Annotated in this window: 18 protein-coding genes; 10 read left to right on the top strand and 8 right to left on the bottom strand. The window is 73.9% G+C overall.

What is annotated here, in order from left to right:
• Positions 1–15 precede the first annotated feature (15 nt).
• Positions 16–1,128 (bottom strand): RNA polymerase sigma factor, encoded by a 1,113-nt coding sequence (locus ACIQZO_RS23615; protein WP_403629240.1) that lies wholly within the window; start codon positions 1,126–1,128, stop codon positions 16–18.
• A gap of 93 nt (positions 1,129–1,221) precedes the next feature.
• On the opposite strand from ACIQZO_RS23615, the gene ACIQZO_RS23620 reads away from it, so the two are divergent.
• On the top strand, positions 1,222–1,824 hold the full coding sequence (locus ACIQZO_RS23620; protein ID WP_403629243.1) for a hypothetical protein: 603 nt from the start codon (positions 1,222–1,224) through the stop codon (positions 1,822–1,824).
• Complete coding sequence (locus tag ACIQZO_RS23625; RefSeq protein WP_403629246.1) at positions 1,821–2,786, top strand: nucleotidyl transferase AbiEii/AbiGii toxin family protein; 966 nt, start codon at positions 1,821–1,823, stop codon at positions 2,784–2,786. Before ACIQZO_RS23620 ends, ACIQZO_RS23625 begins: the two co-directional genes overlap by 4 nt.
• A gap of 9 nt (positions 2,787–2,795) precedes the next feature.
• Here ACIQZO_RS23625 and ACIQZO_RS23630 read toward each other — a convergent pair whose 3' ends face one another.
• The 4 genes from ACIQZO_RS23630 to ACIQZO_RS23645 all read right to left on the bottom strand — a co-directional run bounded on the left by ACIQZO_RS23630 (position 2,796) and on the right by ACIQZO_RS23645 (position 6,749).
• The gene (locus tag ACIQZO_RS23630) at positions 2,796–4,880 is read right to left on the bottom strand and encodes a molybdopterin oxidoreductase family protein (protein ID WP_403629248.1); all 2,085 of its coding nucleotides are present in this window, start codon (positions 4,878–4,880) and stop codon (positions 2,796–2,798) included.
• A 67-nt stretch (positions 4,881–4,947) separates the two neighbouring features.
• On the bottom strand, positions 4,948–5,088 hold the full coding sequence (locus ACIQZO_RS23635; protein ID WP_403629251.1) for a hypothetical protein: 141 nt from the start codon (positions 5,086–5,088) through the stop codon (positions 4,948–4,950).
• 115 nt (positions 5,089–5,203) lie between these two features.
• Positions 5,204–5,974, bottom strand: a complete 771-nt coding sequence (locus ACIQZO_RS23640; protein ID WP_403629253.1) for a glucose 1-dehydrogenase — start codon at positions 5,972–5,974, stop codon at positions 5,204–5,206.
• A 67-nt stretch (positions 5,975–6,041) separates the two neighbouring features.
• Positions 6,042–6,749, bottom strand: coding sequence for a vancomycin high temperature exclusion protein (locus ACIQZO_RS23645; protein ID WP_403629255.1), 708 nt, complete (start codon positions 6,747–6,749; stop codon positions 6,042–6,044).
• Positions 6,750–7,117: 368 nt separating this feature from the next.
• Here ACIQZO_RS23645 and ACIQZO_RS23650 point away from each other — a divergent pair, with 368 nt between their 5' ends.
• The 4 genes from ACIQZO_RS23650 to dnaG all read left to right on the top strand — a co-directional run bounded on the left by ACIQZO_RS23650 (position 7,118) and on the right by dnaG (position 12,536).
• Complete coding sequence (locus ACIQZO_RS23650; RefSeq protein ID WP_403629257.1) at positions 7,118–7,843, top strand: sirohydrochlorin chelatase; 726 nt, start codon at positions 7,118–7,120, stop codon at positions 7,841–7,843.
• 36 nt (positions 7,844–7,879) lie between these two features.
• The gene (locus tag ACIQZO_RS23655) at positions 7,880–9,205 is read left to right on the top strand and encodes a deoxyguanosinetriphosphate triphosphohydrolase (RefSeq protein WP_403629259.1); all 1,326 of its coding nucleotides are present in this window, start codon (positions 7,880–7,882) and stop codon (positions 9,203–9,205) included.
• Positions 9,206–9,298: 93 nt separating this feature from the next.
• A complete protein-coding gene (locus tag ACIQZO_RS23660; RefSeq protein ID WP_403629262.1) occupies positions 9,299–10,573 on the top strand; it encodes an NAD(P)/FAD-dependent oxidoreductase in 1,275 nt (424 codons plus the stop codon).
• A 34-nt stretch (positions 10,574–10,607) separates the two neighbouring features.
• Positions 10,608–12,536 carry a DNA primase gene (dnaG, locus tag ACIQZO_RS23665; RefSeq protein ID WP_403629265.1) on the top strand — a complete coding sequence of 643 codons (1,929 nt, stop codon included), beginning with the start codon at positions 10,608–10,610 and terminating at the stop codon, positions 12,534–12,536.
• 6 nt (positions 12,537–12,542) lie between these two features.
• Here dnaG and ACIQZO_RS23670 read toward each other — a convergent pair whose 3' ends face one another.
• Positions 12,543–12,989: a gamma-glutamylcyclotransferase family protein gene (locus ACIQZO_RS23670; protein ID WP_403629267.1), complete on the bottom strand. Its 447-nt coding sequence runs from the start codon at positions 12,987–12,989 to the stop codon at positions 12,543–12,545.
• 170 nt (positions 12,990–13,159) lie between these two features.
• Between ACIQZO_RS23670 and ACIQZO_RS23675 the strand changes: the two genes are divergently transcribed.
• The 4 genes from ACIQZO_RS23675 to ACIQZO_RS23690 all read left to right on the top strand — a co-directional run bounded on the left by ACIQZO_RS23675 (position 13,160) and on the right by ACIQZO_RS23690 (position 16,807).
• Complete coding sequence (locus ACIQZO_RS23675; RefSeq protein ID WP_403629270.1) at positions 13,160–13,849, top strand: hypothetical protein; 690 nt, start codon at positions 13,160–13,162, stop codon at positions 13,847–13,849.
• A 5-nt stretch (positions 13,850–13,854) separates the two neighbouring features.
• Positions 13,855–15,120, top strand: coding sequence for an ATP-binding protein (locus ACIQZO_RS23680; protein WP_403629272.1), 1,266 nt, complete (start codon positions 13,855–13,857; stop codon positions 15,118–15,120).
• A 285-nt stretch (positions 15,121–15,405) separates the two neighbouring features.
• On the top strand, positions 15,406–15,948 hold the full coding sequence (locus tag ACIQZO_RS23685) for a hypothetical protein (protein ID WP_403629274.1): 543 nt from the start codon (positions 15,406–15,408) through the stop codon (positions 15,946–15,948).
• Positions 15,949–16,078: 130 nt separating this feature from the next.
• The gene (locus ACIQZO_RS23690; protein ID WP_403629276.1) at positions 16,079–16,807 is read left to right on the top strand and encodes a class F sortase; all 729 of its coding nucleotides are present in this window, start codon (positions 16,079–16,081) and stop codon (positions 16,805–16,807) included.
• A gap of 13 nt (positions 16,808–16,820) precedes the next feature.
• Here the strand turns inward: ACIQZO_RS23690 and ACIQZO_RS23695 are convergent, their stop codons facing one another.
• Positions 16,821–17,597, bottom strand: a complete 777-nt coding sequence (locus tag ACIQZO_RS23695) for a sulfite exporter TauE/SafE family protein (RefSeq protein WP_403629278.1) — start codon at positions 17,595–17,597, stop codon at positions 16,821–16,823.
• A gap of 36 nt (positions 17,598–17,633) precedes the next feature.
• Positions 17,634–17,915 carry a hypothetical protein gene (locus tag ACIQZO_RS23700; protein ID WP_403629281.1) on the bottom strand — a complete coding sequence of 94 codons (282 nt, stop codon included), beginning with the start codon at positions 17,913–17,915 and terminating at the stop codon, positions 17,634–17,636.
• Between the last annotated feature and the right edge of the window lie 88 nt (positions 17,916–18,003).

The following is an 18,003-nucleotide window of genomic DNA, read 5'->3' on the forward strand; positions in this document are numbered from 1 at the left end:
TTTTCCGGTGGTCCGTCAGTCCAGGTAGCCGCGGAGCTGGTCGGCAAAGGCGTGGTCGCGCAGTTTGTTGAGGGTCTTGGACTCGATCTGGCGGATCCGCTCGCGCGTCACGCCGAAGATCCGGCCGATCTCCTCCAGGGTGCGGGGCCGCCCGTCGGCGAGGCCGTAGCGCAGTTGCACGACCTTGCGTTCGCGCTCGCCGAGGGTCGACAGGACCGCTTCCAGGTGTTCGCGCAGCAGGAAGAAGGCGGCCGACTCCACGGGCGAGGCCGCGTCCCCGTCCTCGATGAGGTCGCCGAGCGCGACGTCGTCCTCCTCGCCCACCGGGGCGTGCAGGGAGACCGGCTCCTGGGCGAGGCGGAGCACCTCCAGGACCCGCTCGGGGGTCAACTCCAGGTGGACCGCCACCTCTTCGGCCGTGGGCTCGTACCCGCGCTCCTGGAGCATGCGGCGCTGCACCCGGACGACCCGGTTGATCAGCTCGACCACGTGGACGGGCACGCGGATGGTCCGGGCCTGGTCGGCGAGGGCCCGGGACATCGCCTGCCTGATCCACCAGGTGGCGTAGGTGGAGAACTTGTACCCACGGGCGTAGTCGAACTTCTCGACGGCCCGGATCAGCCCGAGGTTCCCCTCCTGCACGAGGTCGAGCATGGTGAGCCCGCGGCCCACGTACCGCTTGGCGACGGAGACGACCAGCCGCAGGTTCGACTCGATGAGACGGCGTTTGGCCATCCGCCCCATGACGACGAGCTTGTCGAGGTCGAGGGCGAGCTGGGAGTCGAGGTCGGGGGTGTTGCCGAGCTTCTCCTCGGCGAACAGGCCGGCTTCGACGCGTCGTGCGAGGTCCACCTCCTCGGCGGCGGTGAGCAGCGGGATCCTGCCTATCTCGCGGAGGTACTGCCGGAACAGATCGGCGGACGGGCCCGCTCCGCTGTTGCTGTTGCTGTTGCTGCGCCTGCGCTGCACGGGCACCGGCTCGATGAGTTCCAGTACCTCGGGCTCTTCGTCCACGGCCTTGGCCTCCGAGGACTCGCTCACGTTCACGGTCAGGGTCCGGGTCTGCACGGGGGCGACCTCCAGGGCTCCGAGGACGGGGGCACCGCACCTCAGTGTGGGGTACGACACATCGCGGCCACGAGGGGCGTGCGAGCACTTTCTGAGTCCGGTGCGTGACCGGATGGTTACCCCCCGCCGAGAACCCCGATGCGGATCGGACGCATGTCCGAGATGATCGACTCCATGGCGGAGTACGAGACCCATGTGACGGTGCGCTGCGCGGACGCGGCCGAGCTGACGCGGCTCGACGCGTGGGCGGGGGCACGGGAGTTGAAGGTGACGCACATCCTGCTGGCCCGGGGCCGGATGGTGTCCCAGCCGATGCTGACCCTGCCGGACCGCACGGGCCACGAGCGGCTGGTGCCGCGGCTGCGGGAGGCCGGCTTCGACCCGGTCCGCGTCAAAGTGGAGACGGTCCCGTGGACCACGGACTCCCCCGGCCCGGGCGGCGGTTACTTCGAGCACCACCTGAAACTGCTGCTGCCGGCGGACTTCGACCGCGGGGCTCTGGAGTCCCTGGTCGTCCCGCACGGGGCACACCTGTCCTGGAACGCCCGCCGGGCCCTGGCCGGGGGCGCGCACGAGCGGTTCGTGACCCAGCGGTGGCGCGGCACCTCGGCGGAGGCGGGGGCGGCCTGCGACGCGCTGGTCGCCGCGCTCGGCTCGGCCGGGTACGAAATCCGTTCGGAGGAGCGGGAGTTCGTGCTGTACGACAGTGACCTGTCGGTGGACGACGGGTGGATCGACGAAGGGGTGAGGGCATGACCGGCACGAGCGCGCAGGACGCGGCCAGGGAGGACTGGAGGAGGCGCCAGCGCGAACTGCCGCGCACGTCCACGGCCGGCCTGGACCGGGCCGACCCGGAAGTCCGGGTCTTCGACCCGGCCCTCAAGCACTTCGCGGACGGCTACCGGATCACGGACGCGGTCGTGGACGAGGCGCTGCGCCCGGCCTGGCGGGCCGCCCGGCGGAACGCGCTGGACGTGGTGGCGCGCGGCGTCGCCCGGTCGGGCTGGTCGGACTCGCTGGTCCTGCGCGGCAGCATGCTCATGTCGGGGTGGTTCGGGGCGGCGGCTCGGGAGCCGCACGACCTGGACTTCGTGGTGGTCCCGCAGGACTGGGCGATCGAGGAGCCGCGCACCGGGAAGCTGCTGGCGGCCGTCGCCGAGGCGGTCGAGCGGGCCGCCGCCGAGCAGGGCGGGCTGGTGATCCCGGCCGACGCTGCCGTCTCCGAGGACATCTGGACGTACGAGCGCGTCCCCGGGCGCCGTCTGGTCCTGCCGTGGTCGGCGCCGGGCCTGCCCGGGGGCCAGGTCCAGCTGGACTTCGTCTTCAACGAGCAGCTCCCGGCGGCGCCCGAGCCGGCCGATGTCGCGGGGGTGCGGCTGCGGGCGGCCACGCCGGAGCTGTCGCTGGCGTGGAAGCTGATCTGGCTGGCCACCGACCTGTACCCGCAGGGCAAGGACCTCTACGACGCGGTCCTGCTCGCCGAGCGCTGCACCGCTCCGTACGAGCTGATCCACACGGTCTTCCTGGAGTCCGGGGAGTACTTCCCGCGGCAGGCGCCCTCGGACACCCCGCTGACGCTGGAGGCCTTCTCCGCGGTCAAGTGGGCCGACTGGGACACCTTCCGGGCCGACTACCCGGGGATCTCCGGATCCGCCGAGTCCTACGCCGAGCGGCTGCTGGCCGCACTGGCGCCGACCTTCGAGGGGCGGGCCGGCTGAGGCTCAGGCTCAGGCCGGTTCGACGCGGACCGCGCAGACCTTGAACTCCGGCATCCGGGACACCGGGTCGAGCGCCGGGTTGGTCAGGGAGTTGGCGCGGCCCTCGCCCGGCCAGTGGAAGGGCATGAAGACCGTGTCCGCCCGGATGGTGTCCGTGATGCGGGCCGGGGCCACCGCGCGGCCCCGGCGGGAGGTCACCGCGAGGGGGCTGCCGTCGACCGCGCCGATCCGGGCGGCCAGGCGGGGGTGGAGTTCCACGAAGGGGCCCGGGGCGGCCGCGTTGAGCTCGTCCACCCGGCGGGTCTGGGCGCCGGACTGGTACTGGGAGACCACCCGGCCGGTGGTGAGCAGCAGGGGGTAGTCCGCGTCGGGGACCTCGGCGGCGTCGCGGTGGGAGACGGGGACGAAGCGGGCCCGGCCGTCGTCGGTGGCGAAGCGGTCCAGGAAGAGGCGCTCCGTCCCCGGGGAACCCCCGGGGCTCTCGGGGCAGGGCCAGAAGACGCCCTGTTCGGCCTCGATCCGGGCGTAGGTGATGCCCGAGTAGTCCGCCGGGCCGCCGGCCGACGCGCGGCGCAGTTCCTCGAAGACCTCCTCCGGCTCGGTGGGGAAACCCTTCTCCACGCCCAGGCGGGCGGCGAGTCCGTGCAGCACGTCCAGGTCGCTGCGGACCCCCGGCGGCGGGGTCAGGGCCCGGCGGCGGAGCAGGACGCGGCCCTCCAGGTTGGTGGTGGTGCCGGTCTCCTCCGCCCACTGGGTGACCGGGAGGACCACGTCCGCGAGGGCCGCCGTCTCGGAGAGGACGACGTCGGCGACCGCGAGGAACTCCAGGGAACGGATGCGGTCCTCGATGTGGGCGGCCCGGGGGGCGGAGACCACCGGGTTCGAGCCCATCAGGAGCAGGGCCTTCACGTCCGTGCCGAGGGCGTCGAGGAGTTCGTAGGCGCTGCGGCCCGGGCCGGGGAGGCTGTCGGGGTCGACGCCCCAGACCGCGCCGACGTGGGCGCGGGCCGCCGGGTCGGTGAGCTTGCGGTAGCCGGGGAGCTGGTCGGCCTTCTGGCCGTGCTCGCGGCCGCCCTGGCCGTTGCCCTGCCCGGTGAGGCAGCCGTAGCCGGAGAGCGGGCGGCCGGCCCGTCCGGTGGCCAGGCACAGGTTGATCCAGGCGCCGACGGTGTCGGTGCCCTTGGACTGCTGCTCGGGACCGCGGGCGGTGAGGACCATCGCGGTGTCCGGGGCGCAGAACAGCGCCACGGCCTCGCGGAGTCGGGGAACCGGTACCCCGGTGACCCGTTCCACCAGTTCCGGCCAGTGGGCCATGGCCGCGGCCCGGGTCTCCTCCCAGCCGGTGGTGCGGGCGGCGATGAACTCCTCGTCGGTGCGGCCTTCCGCGACGACCAGGTGGAGCAGGCCGAGGGCCAGGGCGAGGTCGGTGCCGGGGCGCGGGGCGAGGTGCAGGTCGGCCTGTTCGGCGGTCCGGGTGCGCCGGGGGTCGATGACGATCAGGGTGCCGCCGTTCGCCTTGAGCTCGGTGAGGTAGCGCAGGGCGGGCGGCATGGTCTCGGCCAGGTTCGATCCGACGAGGATCACGCAGCCGGTGCGCGGGATGTCCTCCAGCGGGAAGGGCAGCCCGCGGTCCAGCCCGAAGGCCCGCTGATGCGCGGCGGCGGCCGAGGACATGCAGAAGCGGCCGTTGTAGTCGATCTGCGAGGTGCGCAGGGCGACGCGGGCGAACTTCCCGAGGGCGTAGGCCTTCTCGTTGGTGAGCCCGCCGCCGCCGAAGACACCGACGGCGTCGCGCCCGTACGTGCGGGCCGTGCGGGCGAGGCCCTCGGCGACGGTGTCGAGGGCCTCCTCCCAGGTGGCCGGCTCCAGCCGCCCTGCGTGGGTGCGGACGAGCGGCTCGGTCAGGCGCACCCGGGAGGAGAGCACGGCGGGCGCGGTGCGGCCCTTGCCGCACAGCGCGCCCCGGTTCACGGGGAAGTCGGCCCGCTCCTCCACGGCCACGGCGGCGCCGCCCGGTTCTGGGCGGAGCCTCATCCCGCACTGCAGGGCGCAGTACGGGCAGTGCGTGTCGATGCCGGAGTCGGAGGGGCGCATGCCCCCAGCGTGCGCCGCCGGTGTTACGCGGGCGGCCGCCCCGCGTTACGGCCCGGGGTGCTACGCCTCAGCGCGTCCCGTCGCCACCGGTGAGGGCGGCGTCGAGGGGTGCGTCGACGGACGCAGTGACGAGCTCGTTGACGGGCGCTGCGGGGGCCGCGGTGAGGGGCGGCCGCAGCTCGGGCCGGTCGAGGACCTCCACGAACATGATCCGTCCGTGGACGACCTCGAGGATCAGGTACCCGCGGTCCGGAAGGAGCGCCGCGTTGCGGTGGCACGCGGATATGCGGCGGCCGTCCCACCGGGCAGGGCGCCGGGGCGGGTCACTGGCCGGTCAGGTGCTTCACCGTCAGGCCCGCGGTCCAGCCGCCGTCGACGGCGAGTTCGGCGCCGGTCATGTAGCCGGCGGCGTCCGAGAGGAGGAAGGCGATCGCGGCCGCGATCTCCTCGGGGACGCCGACGCGGCCCAGCGGGGCGCCCGGGTAGTTGCCCTCGCCGGCCCGGATGCCGATCGGGGCGGTCATCGGGGTCAGGGTCATGCCGGGGTGGACGGAGTTGACGCGGATCCCCGACTCGGCGAGCTCCACCGCGCCGATCTTCGAGAGGCCGCGCACGCCCCACTTGGAGGCCCCGTACCCGGCGGTGAGCGCGAGGCCGGTCAGGCCCGCGGCGGAGGAGATGTTGACGATGGACCCGCCGCCGTTCGCGCGCAGCAGCGGGATCGCGGCCTTGATGCCGATGAACACGCCGACCAGGTTGATCTCGACGACCCGGCGGAAGTGCTCGACGCTCTCGTGCTCGAGGAACTGGCCGGTGGATATGCCCGCGTTGTTCACCAGGCCGTCGATGCGGCCGAACTCGGCGACCGCATACTCCAGGGCCGCCTGCCAGTCGGCCTCGCTCGTCACGTCGTGCCGGACGAAGCGCGCCGCGTCCCCGAGCTTCGCGGCCGTCTCGGCGCCCTCCGCCTCCAGCAGATCGGTGATCAGCACCCGGCCCCCGCCGTCCACGACGGCCTGCGCGGCCGCGGCGCCCAGGCCGCGGGCTCCACCGGTGATGACGACGACCTTGCCGCTCAGATCCACAACAGCCACGGTTCACACCCCTGCCACTCATACGGGACTGACCGGCATATGACTAATCGGCATAACCGGTGCCGCGTCAGTCTGCCAGAGCGGCCAGGGCCCGCGACACCCCCTCCTCCTTCGGTCCCAGGAAGTGCGGCGCGGGCTTGAAGGCCGCGTCCAGCGCCGCCTTGCCCGCCGCGAAGACCTCGCGCGTCTCGCCGTAGTACCAGGTGGCGTCGTGCACGTCGGCCACCCCGACGCCGTACGAGTCCAGGCCCGCCGCCTGGCACAGCGCGACGGCCCGGCGGATGTGGAAGCCCTGGGTGACCAGCACGGCCCGCTCCACCCCGAAGATCTCCTTGGCCCGCACGCAGGAGTCCCAGGTGTCGAAGCCCGCGTAGTCGCTGACGATCTTCCCGTCCGGCACCCCGTGCGCGGTCAGGTACGTGCGCATCGCGTCGGGTTCGTCGTACTCGGAGCGGCTGTTGTCCCCGGTGACCAGCACGACCTTGACCTTGCCGGTGCGGTACAGCTCGGCGGCGGCGTCGAGCCGGTCGGCCAGGTAGGGGGTCGGCCGCCCGCGCCACAGGCCCGCGCCGAACACGACGGCCACCTCGGCGGCGGGCGCGTCGGCCGTGGTCCGCAGCCGGTCGGCGGCCACCGCGTGCATCCACGCCGAGGGCAGCAGCGCCAGCACGCAGCCCGCCATGACGGCCTGCACCGCCAGCCGCCGGGTCCGTACGCCGCGCAGCGCCGCCACCGCCCGGCTCCACTCGACTATCGGCAGGCGCGGTCGGCGCATCTTCCATCCCCTGGTGTCTCGGCTGTGCGGTCCCGGCCGTACGGTCTCGGCCGTGCGGTGACGGCAGTGCGCCGGCGGCTGTGCGGCAACGGTTGCTCGTCCGCTGGTCAGGACGCGTACCGGCGCCGCGCGGTTCACCGCCCCGGATCGACAACCGCGCCGGCCGCCCTGTGAGCACCCGGCAAAGACCCGTCATCCCCGCGCAACGCACCGGCAATCTCCGGCGCAGAGTATCGATGCATGACGGAGCCGGTGCACCCTCCCGAATTCCCCGCACTCCCCTTCGACAGCACGGCCGAGCTGCTCGGCCGTATCACCCTCCAGCTGGGCACGCAGCTCAGCGGCCTGCGCCGACCCGGAGTCCGCCCATGCAGCCCACCCTCGTCGCCGTGGCCCACGGCAGCCGCGACCCGCGCGCCCTGCACACCGCCCGCGCCCTCCTCGAACGGGTCCGCGAGCTCCGCCCCCGCCTCGACGTCCGGCTCGGTCACATCGAACTCAACGAGCCGCTGCTCGACGACACCCTGAGCGGGCTGTCCGGTGCGGCGGTGCTCGTCCCGCTGCTGCTCGGCCGCGGTCACCACGTCAAGCGCGACCTCCCGGCGGCCGCCGCCCGGGCCGGACACCTGCTCACCCGTGTCGCCGCCCCGCTCGGTCCGCACCCGCTGCTCGTCGAGGCCCTGTACGAGCGGCTCCTCGAGACGGACTGGACCCCGGCCCCCGGGTCGGCCGTCGTGCTGGCCGCCGCCGGCTCCCGCGACCCCGACTCGGCGGCCGACACCCGCCGCACCGCCGCCCTGCTCTCCGAGCGCCTCGGCGGTGTCCCGGTGATCCCCGCCTACGCCTCCGCCTGCGCGCCGAGCGCACACGACGCGGTCCGGGCCCTCGCCGCACGCGGTCACCACCGGATCGCCGTGGCCTCGTACTTCGCCGCTCCCGGCCGCTTCGCCACCCAGAGCGCCGCGGCGGCGCCCGGACCCGCCGCCGCGCCGCTGGGCGACCACCCGGCCCTGGCCCGCCTGTTGCTGCACCGCTACGACGAGGCCCGCGCCCTCCCCCTCGACCTGGTGCGGCCGGAACTCGTCTCCGCCTGATCCCGATTTGTCAGAGGTTCCGGTTATCGTCTGGTCATGGAAGGCACCACGCACGCCCTCACCGACGAACAGCGCGAGTTCTACGACGCGGCCGACACCGAACGCTGGGCCACCGAGCCCGACAAACGGCCCGGCCGCACCGCCTTCCAGCGCGACCGCGCCCGTGTGCTGCACTCCGCCGCGCTGCGTCGGCTCGCCGGGAAGACCCAGGTCGTCACCCCCGGCAGCCGTTCGTACGACTGGGACGCGAGTCCCCGTACCCGCCTCACCCACTCGCTGGAGTGCGCCCAGGTCGGACGGGAGCTCGGCGCCGCGCTCGGCTGCGATCCCGACCTCGTCGAGGCCGCCTGCCTCTCCCACGACATGGGCCATCCGCCCTTCGGCCACAACGGCGAGGAGGCGCTCAACGAGTTCGCCAAGGACTGCGGGGGCTTCGAGGGCAACGCCCAGTCGCTGCGCCTGCTGACCCGCCTGGAACCCAAGCGGTTCGTGCCCGATCCGGCGAGCGGGGAGCTCGTCAGCGTCGGCCTCAACCTCACCCGGGCCTGCCTGGACGCCGCCACCAAGTACCCGTGGGCGCGCGGCGACCACCCCACCGACCCCGGTTCGGTCAAGTTCGGCGCCTACGAGGACGACCTGCCGGTCTTCGACTGGCTGCGGCGCGGCGCGCCCGCGGACCGCAAGTGCTTCGAGGCCCAGGTCATGGACTGGGCCGACGATGTCGCCTACTCCGTCCACGACTTCGAGGACGGCCTGCACGCCGGCCACCTCGACCCCAACCTGCTCTTCGCGGAGCCGGAGCGGACGGCGATCTGGAAGGTCGCCATCGGCCGGTACGTTCCCGCCGACACCGAGCCCGAGGAGCTGCGGGCCGCCCTCGACCGGCTGCTGGAGTCGGAGTGGTGGCCGCACGGGTACGACGGTTCGGCCGTCGCCCAGGCCCGTCTGAAGGACGCCACGAGCCAGCTGATCGGCCGGTTCTGCCTGGCCGCCGAGGGGGCCACCCGCGAGGCCCACGGCTCCGGCCGCCTCACCCGGTACGGTGCCGAACTGGTGATCCCGCGCGAGGCGCGCAACGAGTGCGCGGTGCTCAAGGCCGTCGCCGACCTGTATGTGATGCAGCGCGACGAGCAGGAGCGGATCCGAGCCGACCAGCGCATCGTCCTGGCCGAACTGGCGGAGGCGCTCAGCGCCCGCGCGCCCGAGGGGCTGGACCCGCAGTTCCGGGCGATCTTCGATGCGGCGCCCGACGACCGGGCCAGGAAAAGGGCGGTCATCGACCAGATCGCGTGCCTCACCGACGCATCAGCCCGTTCCCTTCACGCACGCCTCACCCGGCGCGGCCGACGCGCCGAAAGGTGAGCCGATCGAGCCACTCCCCCTTCACGCGGCAGGCTCGGTGCGGGACGCTCGCATGTGGTCGCATGTGGCGGAGAGGTTATGAGGAGGCATCAGGTGGTCGACGCACACCGGACATTCGTCATCGTCGGCGCAGGGCTCGCCGGGGCTAAGGCGGCCGAAACGCTGAGGTCCGAGGGGTTCACGGGGCGGGTGATCCTGATCGGCGACGAGCGCGACCATCCCTACGAACGCCCCCCGCTGTCCAAGGGCTACCTGACGGGCAAGGAGGACCGGGAGAGCGTCTTCGTCCACGAGCCGTCCTGGTACGCGGCCGCCGACGTCGAGCTGCACCTCGGCCAGCCGGCGGTGCACCTCGACCGGGACGCGAAGAAGGTGGTTCTCGGCGACGGCACGGTCCTGCACTACGACAAGCTGCTGCTGGCCACCGGCGCCGAGCCGCGCCGCCTGGACGTTCCCGGCACCGGTCTGGTCGGGGTGCACCACCTGCGGCGCCTCGCCCACGCGGAACGGCTGAAGGGCGTCCTGGCCGGGCTCGGCCGGGACAACGGTCACCTGCTGATCGCGGGCGCCGGGTGGATCGGCCTGGAGGTGGCGGCCGCGGCCCGCGGCTACGGCGCGGAGGTCACCGTCGTCGAGTCGCAGGCCACGCCGCTGCACGCCGTCCTCGGTCCGGAGATCGGCCGGCTCTTCGCGGACCTGCACGCCGATCACGGGGTGCGGTTCCACTTCGGGGCGCGGCTGACCGAGATCGTCGGCCACGACGGCATGGTGCTGGCGGCCCGTACGGACGACGGGGAGGAGCACCCGGCGCACGCGGTGCTCGCCGCGATCGGGGCCGCACCGCGGACCGGGCTCGCCGAGACCGCCGGGCTCGCCCTGGTGGACCGGGAGCACGGCGGCGGGATCGCGGTGGACTCGTCCCTGCGCACCTCCGACCCGGACGTGTACGCGGTCGGGGACGTGGCCGCGGCGCACCACCCGATGCTCGGGACCCGGCTGCGGGTGGAGCACTGGGCCAACGCGCTGAACGGCGGCCCGGCCGCCGCCCGGGCGATGCTGGGGCAGGAGGTCGGCTACGACCGGGTGCCGTACTTCTTCTCGGACCAGTACGACATGGGCCTGGAGTACTCGGGGTACGCCCCGCCCGGCGGCTACGACCAGGTGCTGATCCGCGGGGACGTGGGCAAGCGCGAGTTCGTCGCGTTCTGGCTCTCGGAGGGGAGGGTGCTGGCCGGGATGAACGTGAACGTGTGGGACGTCGCCGAGCACATCCAGGCTCTGATCAGGTCAAAGGCCCCGGTCAACCGCGAGGCGCTGGCGGACCCGTCCGTTCCGCTCGATGCCCTGGTGCGGTCCCAGGGGGCCTGACGGGTTTGCCTCCGCCCGGCCGTAGACTTCACGGGTGGCAGGACGGATCAACGACGACGATGTGAAGGCGGTACGGGACGCGGTCCCGATCGACGCCGTGATCTCCGACTACCTCCAACTGCGCAACGCGGGCGGCGGCAACCTCAAGGGCCTCTGCCCCTTCCACGACGAGAAGTCCCCTTCCTTCCAGGTCAGCCCCAGCAAGGGGCTCTACCACTGCTTCGGCTGCCAGGCGGGCGGGGACACCCTCGACTTCGTCATGAAGATCGACCACCTCTCCTTCTCGGAGGCGGTCGAGCGCCTGGCCGGCCTGGCCAACATCACCCTGCGGTACGAGGAGGGCGGCTACACCGCTGGCACCAGCGGCCGCGGTGAGCGGATCCGGCTGGTCGAGGCGCACAAGGCCGCCGCCCAGTTCTACGTCGACCAGCTGGGCGGCCCCGAGGCGGAGATCGGCCGCAAGTTCCTGGCGGAGCGCGGCTTCGACCAGGGGGCGGCCGAGCACTTCAGCGTGGGCTACAGCCCGGCCGGGTGGGACCACCTGACCCGCTTCCTGCGCGGCAAGGGCTTCACCGACAAGGAGCTGATCACCTCCGGACTCGCCCAGGACAGCCGCAGCGGCAAGCCGATCGACCGCTTCCGCGGCCGCCTGATGTGGCCGATCCGCGACATCAGCGGCGAGGTGGTCGGTTTCGGTGCGCGCAGGCTGCGCGACGACGACAACGGGCCGAAGTACCTGAACACCCCCGAGACGGCCATCTACAAGAAGTCCCAGGTGCTGTACGGCATCGACCTGGCGAAGAAGGAGATCGCGAAGACCTCCCGGGCCGTGGTGGTCGAGGGCTACACGGACGTGATGGCCTGCCACATGGCCGGGGTCACCACCGCGATCGCGACCTGTGGCACGGCCTTCGGCGGGGACCACATCAAGATCCTGCGCCGCTTGCTGATGGACAACGCCACCGCCGAAGTGATCTTCACCTTCGACGGCGACGCGGCGGGCCAGAAGGCGGCGCTGCGGGCCTTCGAGGACGACCAGAAGTTCGCCGCGGAGACCTCGATCACCATCGCCCCGGGCGGGATGGACCCCTGCGACCTGCGCCTCGCGCAGGGCGACGCGGCCGTGTCCGGCCTGGTGGAGGCCCGTACGCCGCTGTTCGAGTTCGCCCTGCGGCACATCGTGGCCCGGCACAACCTGGAGAACCCGGCGGGCCGGGCGGCCGCGCTGGACGAGGCCGCGCCCGTCGTCGCCAACATCAAGAACATCGCGATCCAGCACGAGTCCGCGGTCCAGCTCGCGGGCATGCTGGGCATCCGCGACGAGCAGTTCGTGGTCAAGCGGGTCGCGCAGCTGGCCCGCTGGGCCCGCGAGCGCGGCCAGGGCGGCGACGGACCGCAGGGCGGCCGCGGCGGGGACCGCCGGCGGGGCCGCCCGTCCTCCTACGAGGCCGCGCCCGCGCCCACCGCCCAGCCGGCCGGGGGTCCCGCGCTGAATCTGCGCAGCCCGGCCCACCGCACCGAGCGCGAGCTGCTGAAGCTCGCCCTCCAGCGGCCGGCCCTGGTCTCGCCCGCCTTCGACGCGTACGGGATGGACGAGTTCACCGCCCCGCCCTACGCGGCCGTGCGCCAGGCGATCCTGGACGCGGGCGGCGCCTCGCTCGGCACGGACGACTATCTGGCCCAGGTCCGCGGGGCGGCCCCGAACGACACCGTCCGCGCGCTCGTCACGGAGCTGGCGGTCGAGGCCATCCACGCGAAGACGGTGGACGAGATCTACGCGGGGGTCCAGCTGGTCCAGGTGCGGCTGCGCGCCGTCGACCGCCGGGTCCACGAGATCCAGGGCACGCTGTCGCGGCTGGGCCCGCAGGCCTCGCCGGAGCAACTCGCCGCCGTCCAGGAGGAGCTGTGGGTGCTCCAGCAGTACGGGCAGCGGCTGCGCAACCGCGGCGCCGAAGGGCTGTAGCCGCCGTTACCGGCGCCTGAACCAGTCGCCTCCCGGGATCTCCGTGCCCGATTCGCGCAGGTCGCGGGCTATCAGCGGGGCTGCCAGATAGACCCAGGCGCGGACCCCGGTGCCGTCGGGGCGCAGCGCCGGGCGGGCGATCCGGTCGTAGATGTTCCCCGGGCGGCCCGGGCCCCCGTACTCCTCCAGCTGGTCCAGCGCGGCGAGCAGCTTCCCGTACGCACCGGGCGCCGCCGTGATCAGCTCGCCCACGATCGCGGTACCGGGGCGGTGGACGGCGTACGGGTATCCGGGGCCGTCGTAGAGCGCCGCGTCCGGGAGGGTGGCGGGCTCCTCCGAAGCGGTGCGGCCGCGCAGGAAGAGGTCGTGGTTGACCTCGCCCGGGCGCAGGGTCCCGTAGACGAAGAACGGGAGCGGATCGATCGGGTCCGGTAGCCGTTCGACCGATGTCACGGGGCCCTCCCTCGGATATGGCGCGGCGGTGCGCGGGGGGCCGGGCCGAAAGTCCCGATTTTCCCGCGCCCCACCACCGTACGCACCGCTGTTACACAACCTCCCGGCGGCCGTGACCCGGGCCGACTAGCGTCAGCCCACACCCCCTTCGACCTCACGGTTCTGCGTCCATGACACATGCGTCCCGCCGCTTCCCCGCCGCCCTGCTGTGCGCCTGCGCGCTCGCCGTCGGCGGCTGCTCCGCGCCCGGCGGGCTCGGGGCCACGACACCCGCGCCCCCCGTGTCGGCCCAGCCCCGTCCCGAACCGCTCTGGCCCGCCTGGACCTCGGCGCCCGGGGCGGCGGTGGGCCGCCAGGAGCCCGCGCCGACACCGCTCAAGAACGCGCCGGAGGTGGGGGCGCGGGGGCTGGACGGCGTGGAACCGGTGGAGGTGGCGCGGGCCGACCCGCGGATGCGGCCGTACCTCGGCAAGGACTCCATCGAGGCGCCGGGCCGGGCGGGTCTGCGCCCGCCCGTGCACCGGGACCTGACGGGGGACGGGCAGCCGGACCTGATCATGGCCGCCGACACCGCCACCGGCCGCTCGGCCCTGAGCGTCTACTCGGTGGTCAACGGCCGCATCGTCTCCGTCCTGTTCACCATCGGCCGGCAGCTGGCGGCCGACGCGATCGGCACGGACCTGCTGGTCCGCATCGCCGCCGACGACGGTTCCGAGCAGGTCGTCCGCTACCACTGGGGCGGCGACCGGATGACCGTCGTCAACGACGAGCGGCGCTTTCGCAAGGCCGGGCCCGGCTGCGACCCGGACGAGGCCCCGGCGCCCGGCTGCGCGGCCGGGGACGGGCGGCGCGCACCGTGAGGCCCTTGCTGCTGCGCTGCCGGCGCCTGATCCAGGCCCTCGGACTGCGCTGGAAGATCGCGATCCTGCTCGCCGTCGGCTGCTCGCTCGTCGCGGTCGCCATCGGGATCCTGATCCACGGGGCTCGTGCCCGCCAGATCGGCGACGCCGCCCGGACGAACGCGACCGCCCAGCTGATCGGCGTACGCAGGGTGTACGAGCTGACGGGCCGGCTCGACCACGACATGGTCGGCGAGGCCGACGCCGGGATCGACTGCCCGCGGCTGCCGGGCCCACTGCGGGCGGCAGCCCTCGCCGGGCAGCGCAGCACCTACCTGGACACCGCCGGCCCGGACCCGGCGGTCTGGGCCGCCCGGCCGATCGGCGGGAACCATGTGCTGTCCGTACGCCACTCGCTGGCCGGCGAGCGGGCCGAACTCGCCGAGCTGGACCGGCGGCTGGTGGCCTACGGGGCCTCGGTCGTGGCGCTCGCCGCGCTGGGCGGGGCGCTGCTGGCCTCCCGGCTGAGCCGCGATCTGCGAGCGGCGGCGGAGACCGCCCGCCGGATCAGCGCCGGCGAACTGGACGCGCGAATCGGGCCGTCGGGGGTGCCGGGGACCCGGGACGAGGTCGCCGCGCTGTCCTCCGCGGTCGACACGATGGCGGCCAGTCTGCAGCAGCGGCTGGAGGCGGAGCAGCGGTTCACCGCGGACGTGGCGCACGAGCTGCGGACTCCGCTGACGGGTCTGCACACCGCTGCCGAACTGCTGCCGCCGGGGCGGCCGACGGAGCTGGTGCGGGACCGGGTCGCGGCGCTGCGGACACTGACGGAGGACCTGCTGGAGGTGGCCCGGCTCGACGCGAACCGGGAGGAGCCGCAGTGGGAGGCCCACCCGCTGGGGCCGCTGGTGGAATCGATCGCCCGGCGGTCGGGGGTGGCCGCGGAGGTCTTCGGCGGGCGGACGCCGACCCGGGTGCGCACCGACGTACGGCGGCTGGAGCGGATCCTGGCGAACCTGCTGGCCAATGCCCGGCGGCACGGCGGGGATCCGGTGACGGTGACGGTGTCGGGGACGACCGTGACGGTACGCGACCGGGGGCCCGGTTTCCCGGAGCGGCTGCTGCGGGAAGGCCCGCAGCGGTTCCTGACCGGCGCGCCCGAACGCGGCCAGGGCACGGGGCTGGGTCTGACCATCGCCCTGGGTCAGGCACAGGTCATCGGAGCCCGGGTCACGCTCGCGAACCCGGCCCCGCAGGGCGCCTCGGCCACGGTGACGCTCCCGCCGGCCTGACGTGGGTGGACCCCCGCCGGCCTGACGTGGGTGGACCCCCGCCGGCCTGACGTGGGTGGACCCCCGCCGGCCTGACCGCGGGTGGACCTGTCGGCCTGCCGGGCGATGGCCGCCATCACCCGGACGGCGCGGGTGGCCCTGATGGCCGCAAGGGCGGGCCTGACCTGCGGATACGGCGCGCCGGTGAGTCCGGGTGGGGGCATTCCTGACGGGACATCAGCAGGCGCGCGGTGGTCGGGCCGGGTTTCCTCGGAAACACGACCCCGTGTCTCCAGGAGAGTCCCCATGCGCCGACGTACCGCACACGTGCTGACCGCGACCGCGTTGACCGCCGCCGCGTTCGCCGGGCCGGTCGCCGGCGCGGTCGCCGCCGCCGAGCTCGGCATGGTGGGCTTCGCGCCCGGGGACTTCTCGCCGCTGGAGGTGTGGCCCAAGTCCGCCTCCGCCGGCGCCACCGTCACCGTGAACACCACCGCCTGCGGCAGCGGCAGCCATGCGGACGGCGATGCCAGCACAGTTGGCGGAGGCCGGTTCAAGCTGGTACCGGGCACCCACAAGGAGGTGGTCGTGGGGCAGTTCCACATCGCCCACGGCACCCGCCCCGGCACCTACGGCATCGGCGCGACCTGCGCGAACGGCAAGTTCGCCACGGGCGACCTGGTCATCACGGAACGCGGCCCGCAGGGCCACGTCAACACCGGGGTGGGCGGTGGCACGACCACCACCACCGACCCCGCCAAGATCGCGGCGGGAGCGGTCGTACTGGCCGCTGCCGCCGTCGGCGGTACCTGGCTCCTGCGTCGCCGGGCGAGCGGCACGCGGAGCTGACGGACGCCCACCGCGGCTCCGGCCGCGGTCCGACCGGTACCGTCCCCCGTCGCCCGCCCCGCGAGGTCCCCCCGTTCGCGGGGCCGGGCGACGGCCAGTCACCCCGAAACGAAAGCCGAGGGGGTTACGCATGGGTGGCGATCTCGGTGGCGCGCGGGGCCGTGACCACCAGCCATGGCCCGCGCGCGGCGGCCACCCCGGGTCCGGAGCGCGCCCCCGGCCGCCGGCGAACCGAGCCCCCCGCACCCCCACCGCCCGCCACGGAGGCCTCGTCGCGCTCGCCGTGTGCGTCGGCATCTGGCTCGTCACCAGCGGATCCCGCGAACCCGTCGGACCGCCGCTGCCCTCCCCCGCCGAGTCCCTGACCGCCGCGGGTGCGGTGGGCCCCGGTATCGCCCCGCTGACCGGATCGCCGCCGGGCCGGATCCGGATCCCCTCCATCCGTGTCGACGCCCCGCTGACCGGGCTCGGACTCGACGCGCACGGCAGCCTCGAAGTGCCGCCGCCCGACCGGCGGGACCTGGCCGGCTGGTACCGCGACGGCACCACCCCGGGCGCCACCGGCACCGCCGTCATCGCCGGGCACGTGGACGACGCCACCGGGCCGGGGGTCTTCTACGACCTGGGCGCCCTGCGCCGCGGGGCCTCCATCGAGATCCCGCGCGCGGACGGCCGTACGGCGGTGTTCACGGTCCACGCGGTCGAGGTCTACGACGCCCATGCCTTCCCCGACACCCGCGTGTACGGGCCTTCGGCGCGCGCCGAGCTGCGGGTGATCACCTGCGGCGGCGGTTTCTCGCCGCGCACGGGCTACCGCGGCAACGTCGTCGTCTTCGCGCACCTCACGGGAACGTACTAGACCTCCGGGAAGGTCAGCCCCACTGCTCCAGGCCCAGCTTGACCACCAGCGCGCCCACCACGGTCAGCAGCACGCCGCGCACGAATCCGCTGCCCTTCTTGAGCGCCATCCTGGCGCCGATCATGCCGCCGGCCAGGTTGAACACCGCCATCAGCGCGGCCAGCTGCCACAGCACCATGCCCTGGTAGGCGAACATCGCCAGCGCCCCGGCGTTGGTGCAGCAGTTCACGATCTTGGCAGTGGCGGAGGCGGTGACCAGGTCGAGGTGGAGCAGTGCGGTGAGGGCGAGTACCAGGAAGGTGCCGGTACCGGGCCCGATGAGGCCGTCGTAGAAACCGATGCCGAGGCCCGCGAGCCCGATGGCGAGCAGCACCCGCTGCCGGCTGACGGGTGCGGTCGAGGGTGCGGTGCCGAAGCCCGGCTTGAAGATCACGACGGCCGCGACGACCACGAGCACCCCCATGATCAGCGGGCGGAGCGCGTCCTTGCTGATGCCGCCCGCGAGCGCGGCGCCGCCCATCGAGCCGGCGAGCGCGGCCAGGCCGATGCGGACGGCGAGCTTCACGTTCACCGGGGCCTTGCGGACGTACGTGACGGCCGCCCCGGCGGTGCCGACGATGGCCACGGCCTTGTTGGTACCGAGCACGGTGGCGGGGTGGGCGTTCGGCAGGCCGAGCAGGAGCGCGGGCAGGAGCAGCAGGCCGCCGCCGCCCACCACCGCGTCGATCCAGCCGGCGGCGGCCGCGGCCACGCACAGGACGACGATCATGGTCGTTGATATGTCAGGCACGACCCGACCCTATGGACCTGTTGGGTGCAGTGACCATCAATCCCCGGAAAGTTGTGCAAAGGTTGAGGTTTGCCGGGCCGGCACCCGGTCCGGGGCCACCGGAGCCGCGGGATCCACAGCCGCCGTCAGCACGCTCGCGGCCAGCACACTGACCACTCCCAGCCCCGCCGCCAGCCGCCTCGCGGGCGGTATGCGGGCCAGCGCGGCGAGCCCGGCCCGCACCGGCGAGTGGCGGCCCGGCTTGCGGTGCCGGGCCCTTGTCGCCGGAGCCCCCGCGCCGACGGGTACGGAGAGGGCGACGTGCAGCGGGTGACGCATGGGGCGGTGACTCCTCGGGGAACGCGGGGGAAGCAGGGGACGCAAGGAACGTGGGAGAGCCGGGGGGGGGGCGGGACGCGGCAGCGCG

This window comes from Streptomyces sp. NPDC097617, assembly GCF_044761485.1.
GTDB lineage: Bacteria > Actinomycetota > Actinomycetes > Streptomycetales > Streptomycetaceae > Streptomyces.

Excerpts from the sequence above, each read along its gene's own strand:
- ACIQZO_RS23620 (WP_403629243.1), top strand. The coding sequence starts at position 1,222 with ATGTCCGAGATGATCGACTCCATGGCGGAGTACGAGACCCATGTGACG.
- ACIQZO_RS23625 (WP_403629246.1), top strand. The coding sequence starts at position 1,821 with ATGACCGGCACGAGCGCGCAGGACGCGGCCAGGGAGGACTGGAGGAGG.
- ACIQZO_RS23630 (WP_403629248.1), bottom strand. The coding sequence starts at position 4,880 with ATGCGCCCCTCCGACTCCGGCATCGACACGCACTGCCCGTACTGCGCC.
- ACIQZO_RS23635 (WP_403629251.1), bottom strand. The coding sequence starts at position 5,088 with ATGTTCGTGGAGGTCCTCGACCGGCCCGAGCTGCGGCCGCCCCTCACC.
- ACIQZO_RS23645 (WP_403629255.1), bottom strand. The coding sequence starts at position 6,749 with ATGCGCCGACCGCGCCTGCCGATAGTCGAGTGGAGCCGGGCGGTGGCG.
- ACIQZO_RS23650 (WP_403629257.1), top strand. The coding sequence starts at position 7,118 with ATGCAGCCCACCCTCGTCGCCGTGGCCCACGGCAGCCGCGACCCGCGC.
- ACIQZO_RS23655 (WP_403629259.1), top strand. The coding sequence starts at position 7,880 with ATGGAAGGCACCACGCACGCCCTCACCGACGAACAGCGCGAGTTCTAC.
- ACIQZO_RS23675 (WP_403629270.1), top strand. The coding sequence starts at position 13,160 with ATGACACATGCGTCCCGCCGCTTCCCCGCCGCCCTGCTGTGCGCCTGC.
- ACIQZO_RS23685 (WP_403629274.1), top strand. The coding sequence starts at position 15,406 with ATGCGCCGACGTACCGCACACGTGCTGACCGCGACCGCGTTGACCGCC.
- ACIQZO_RS23690 (WP_403629276.1), top strand. The coding sequence starts at position 16,079 with ATGGGTGGCGATCTCGGTGGCGCGCGGGGCCGTGACCACCAGCCATGG.
- ACIQZO_RS23700 (WP_403629281.1), bottom strand. The coding sequence starts at position 17,915 with ATGCGTCACCCGCTGCACGTCGCCCTCTCCGTACCCGTCGGCGCGGGG.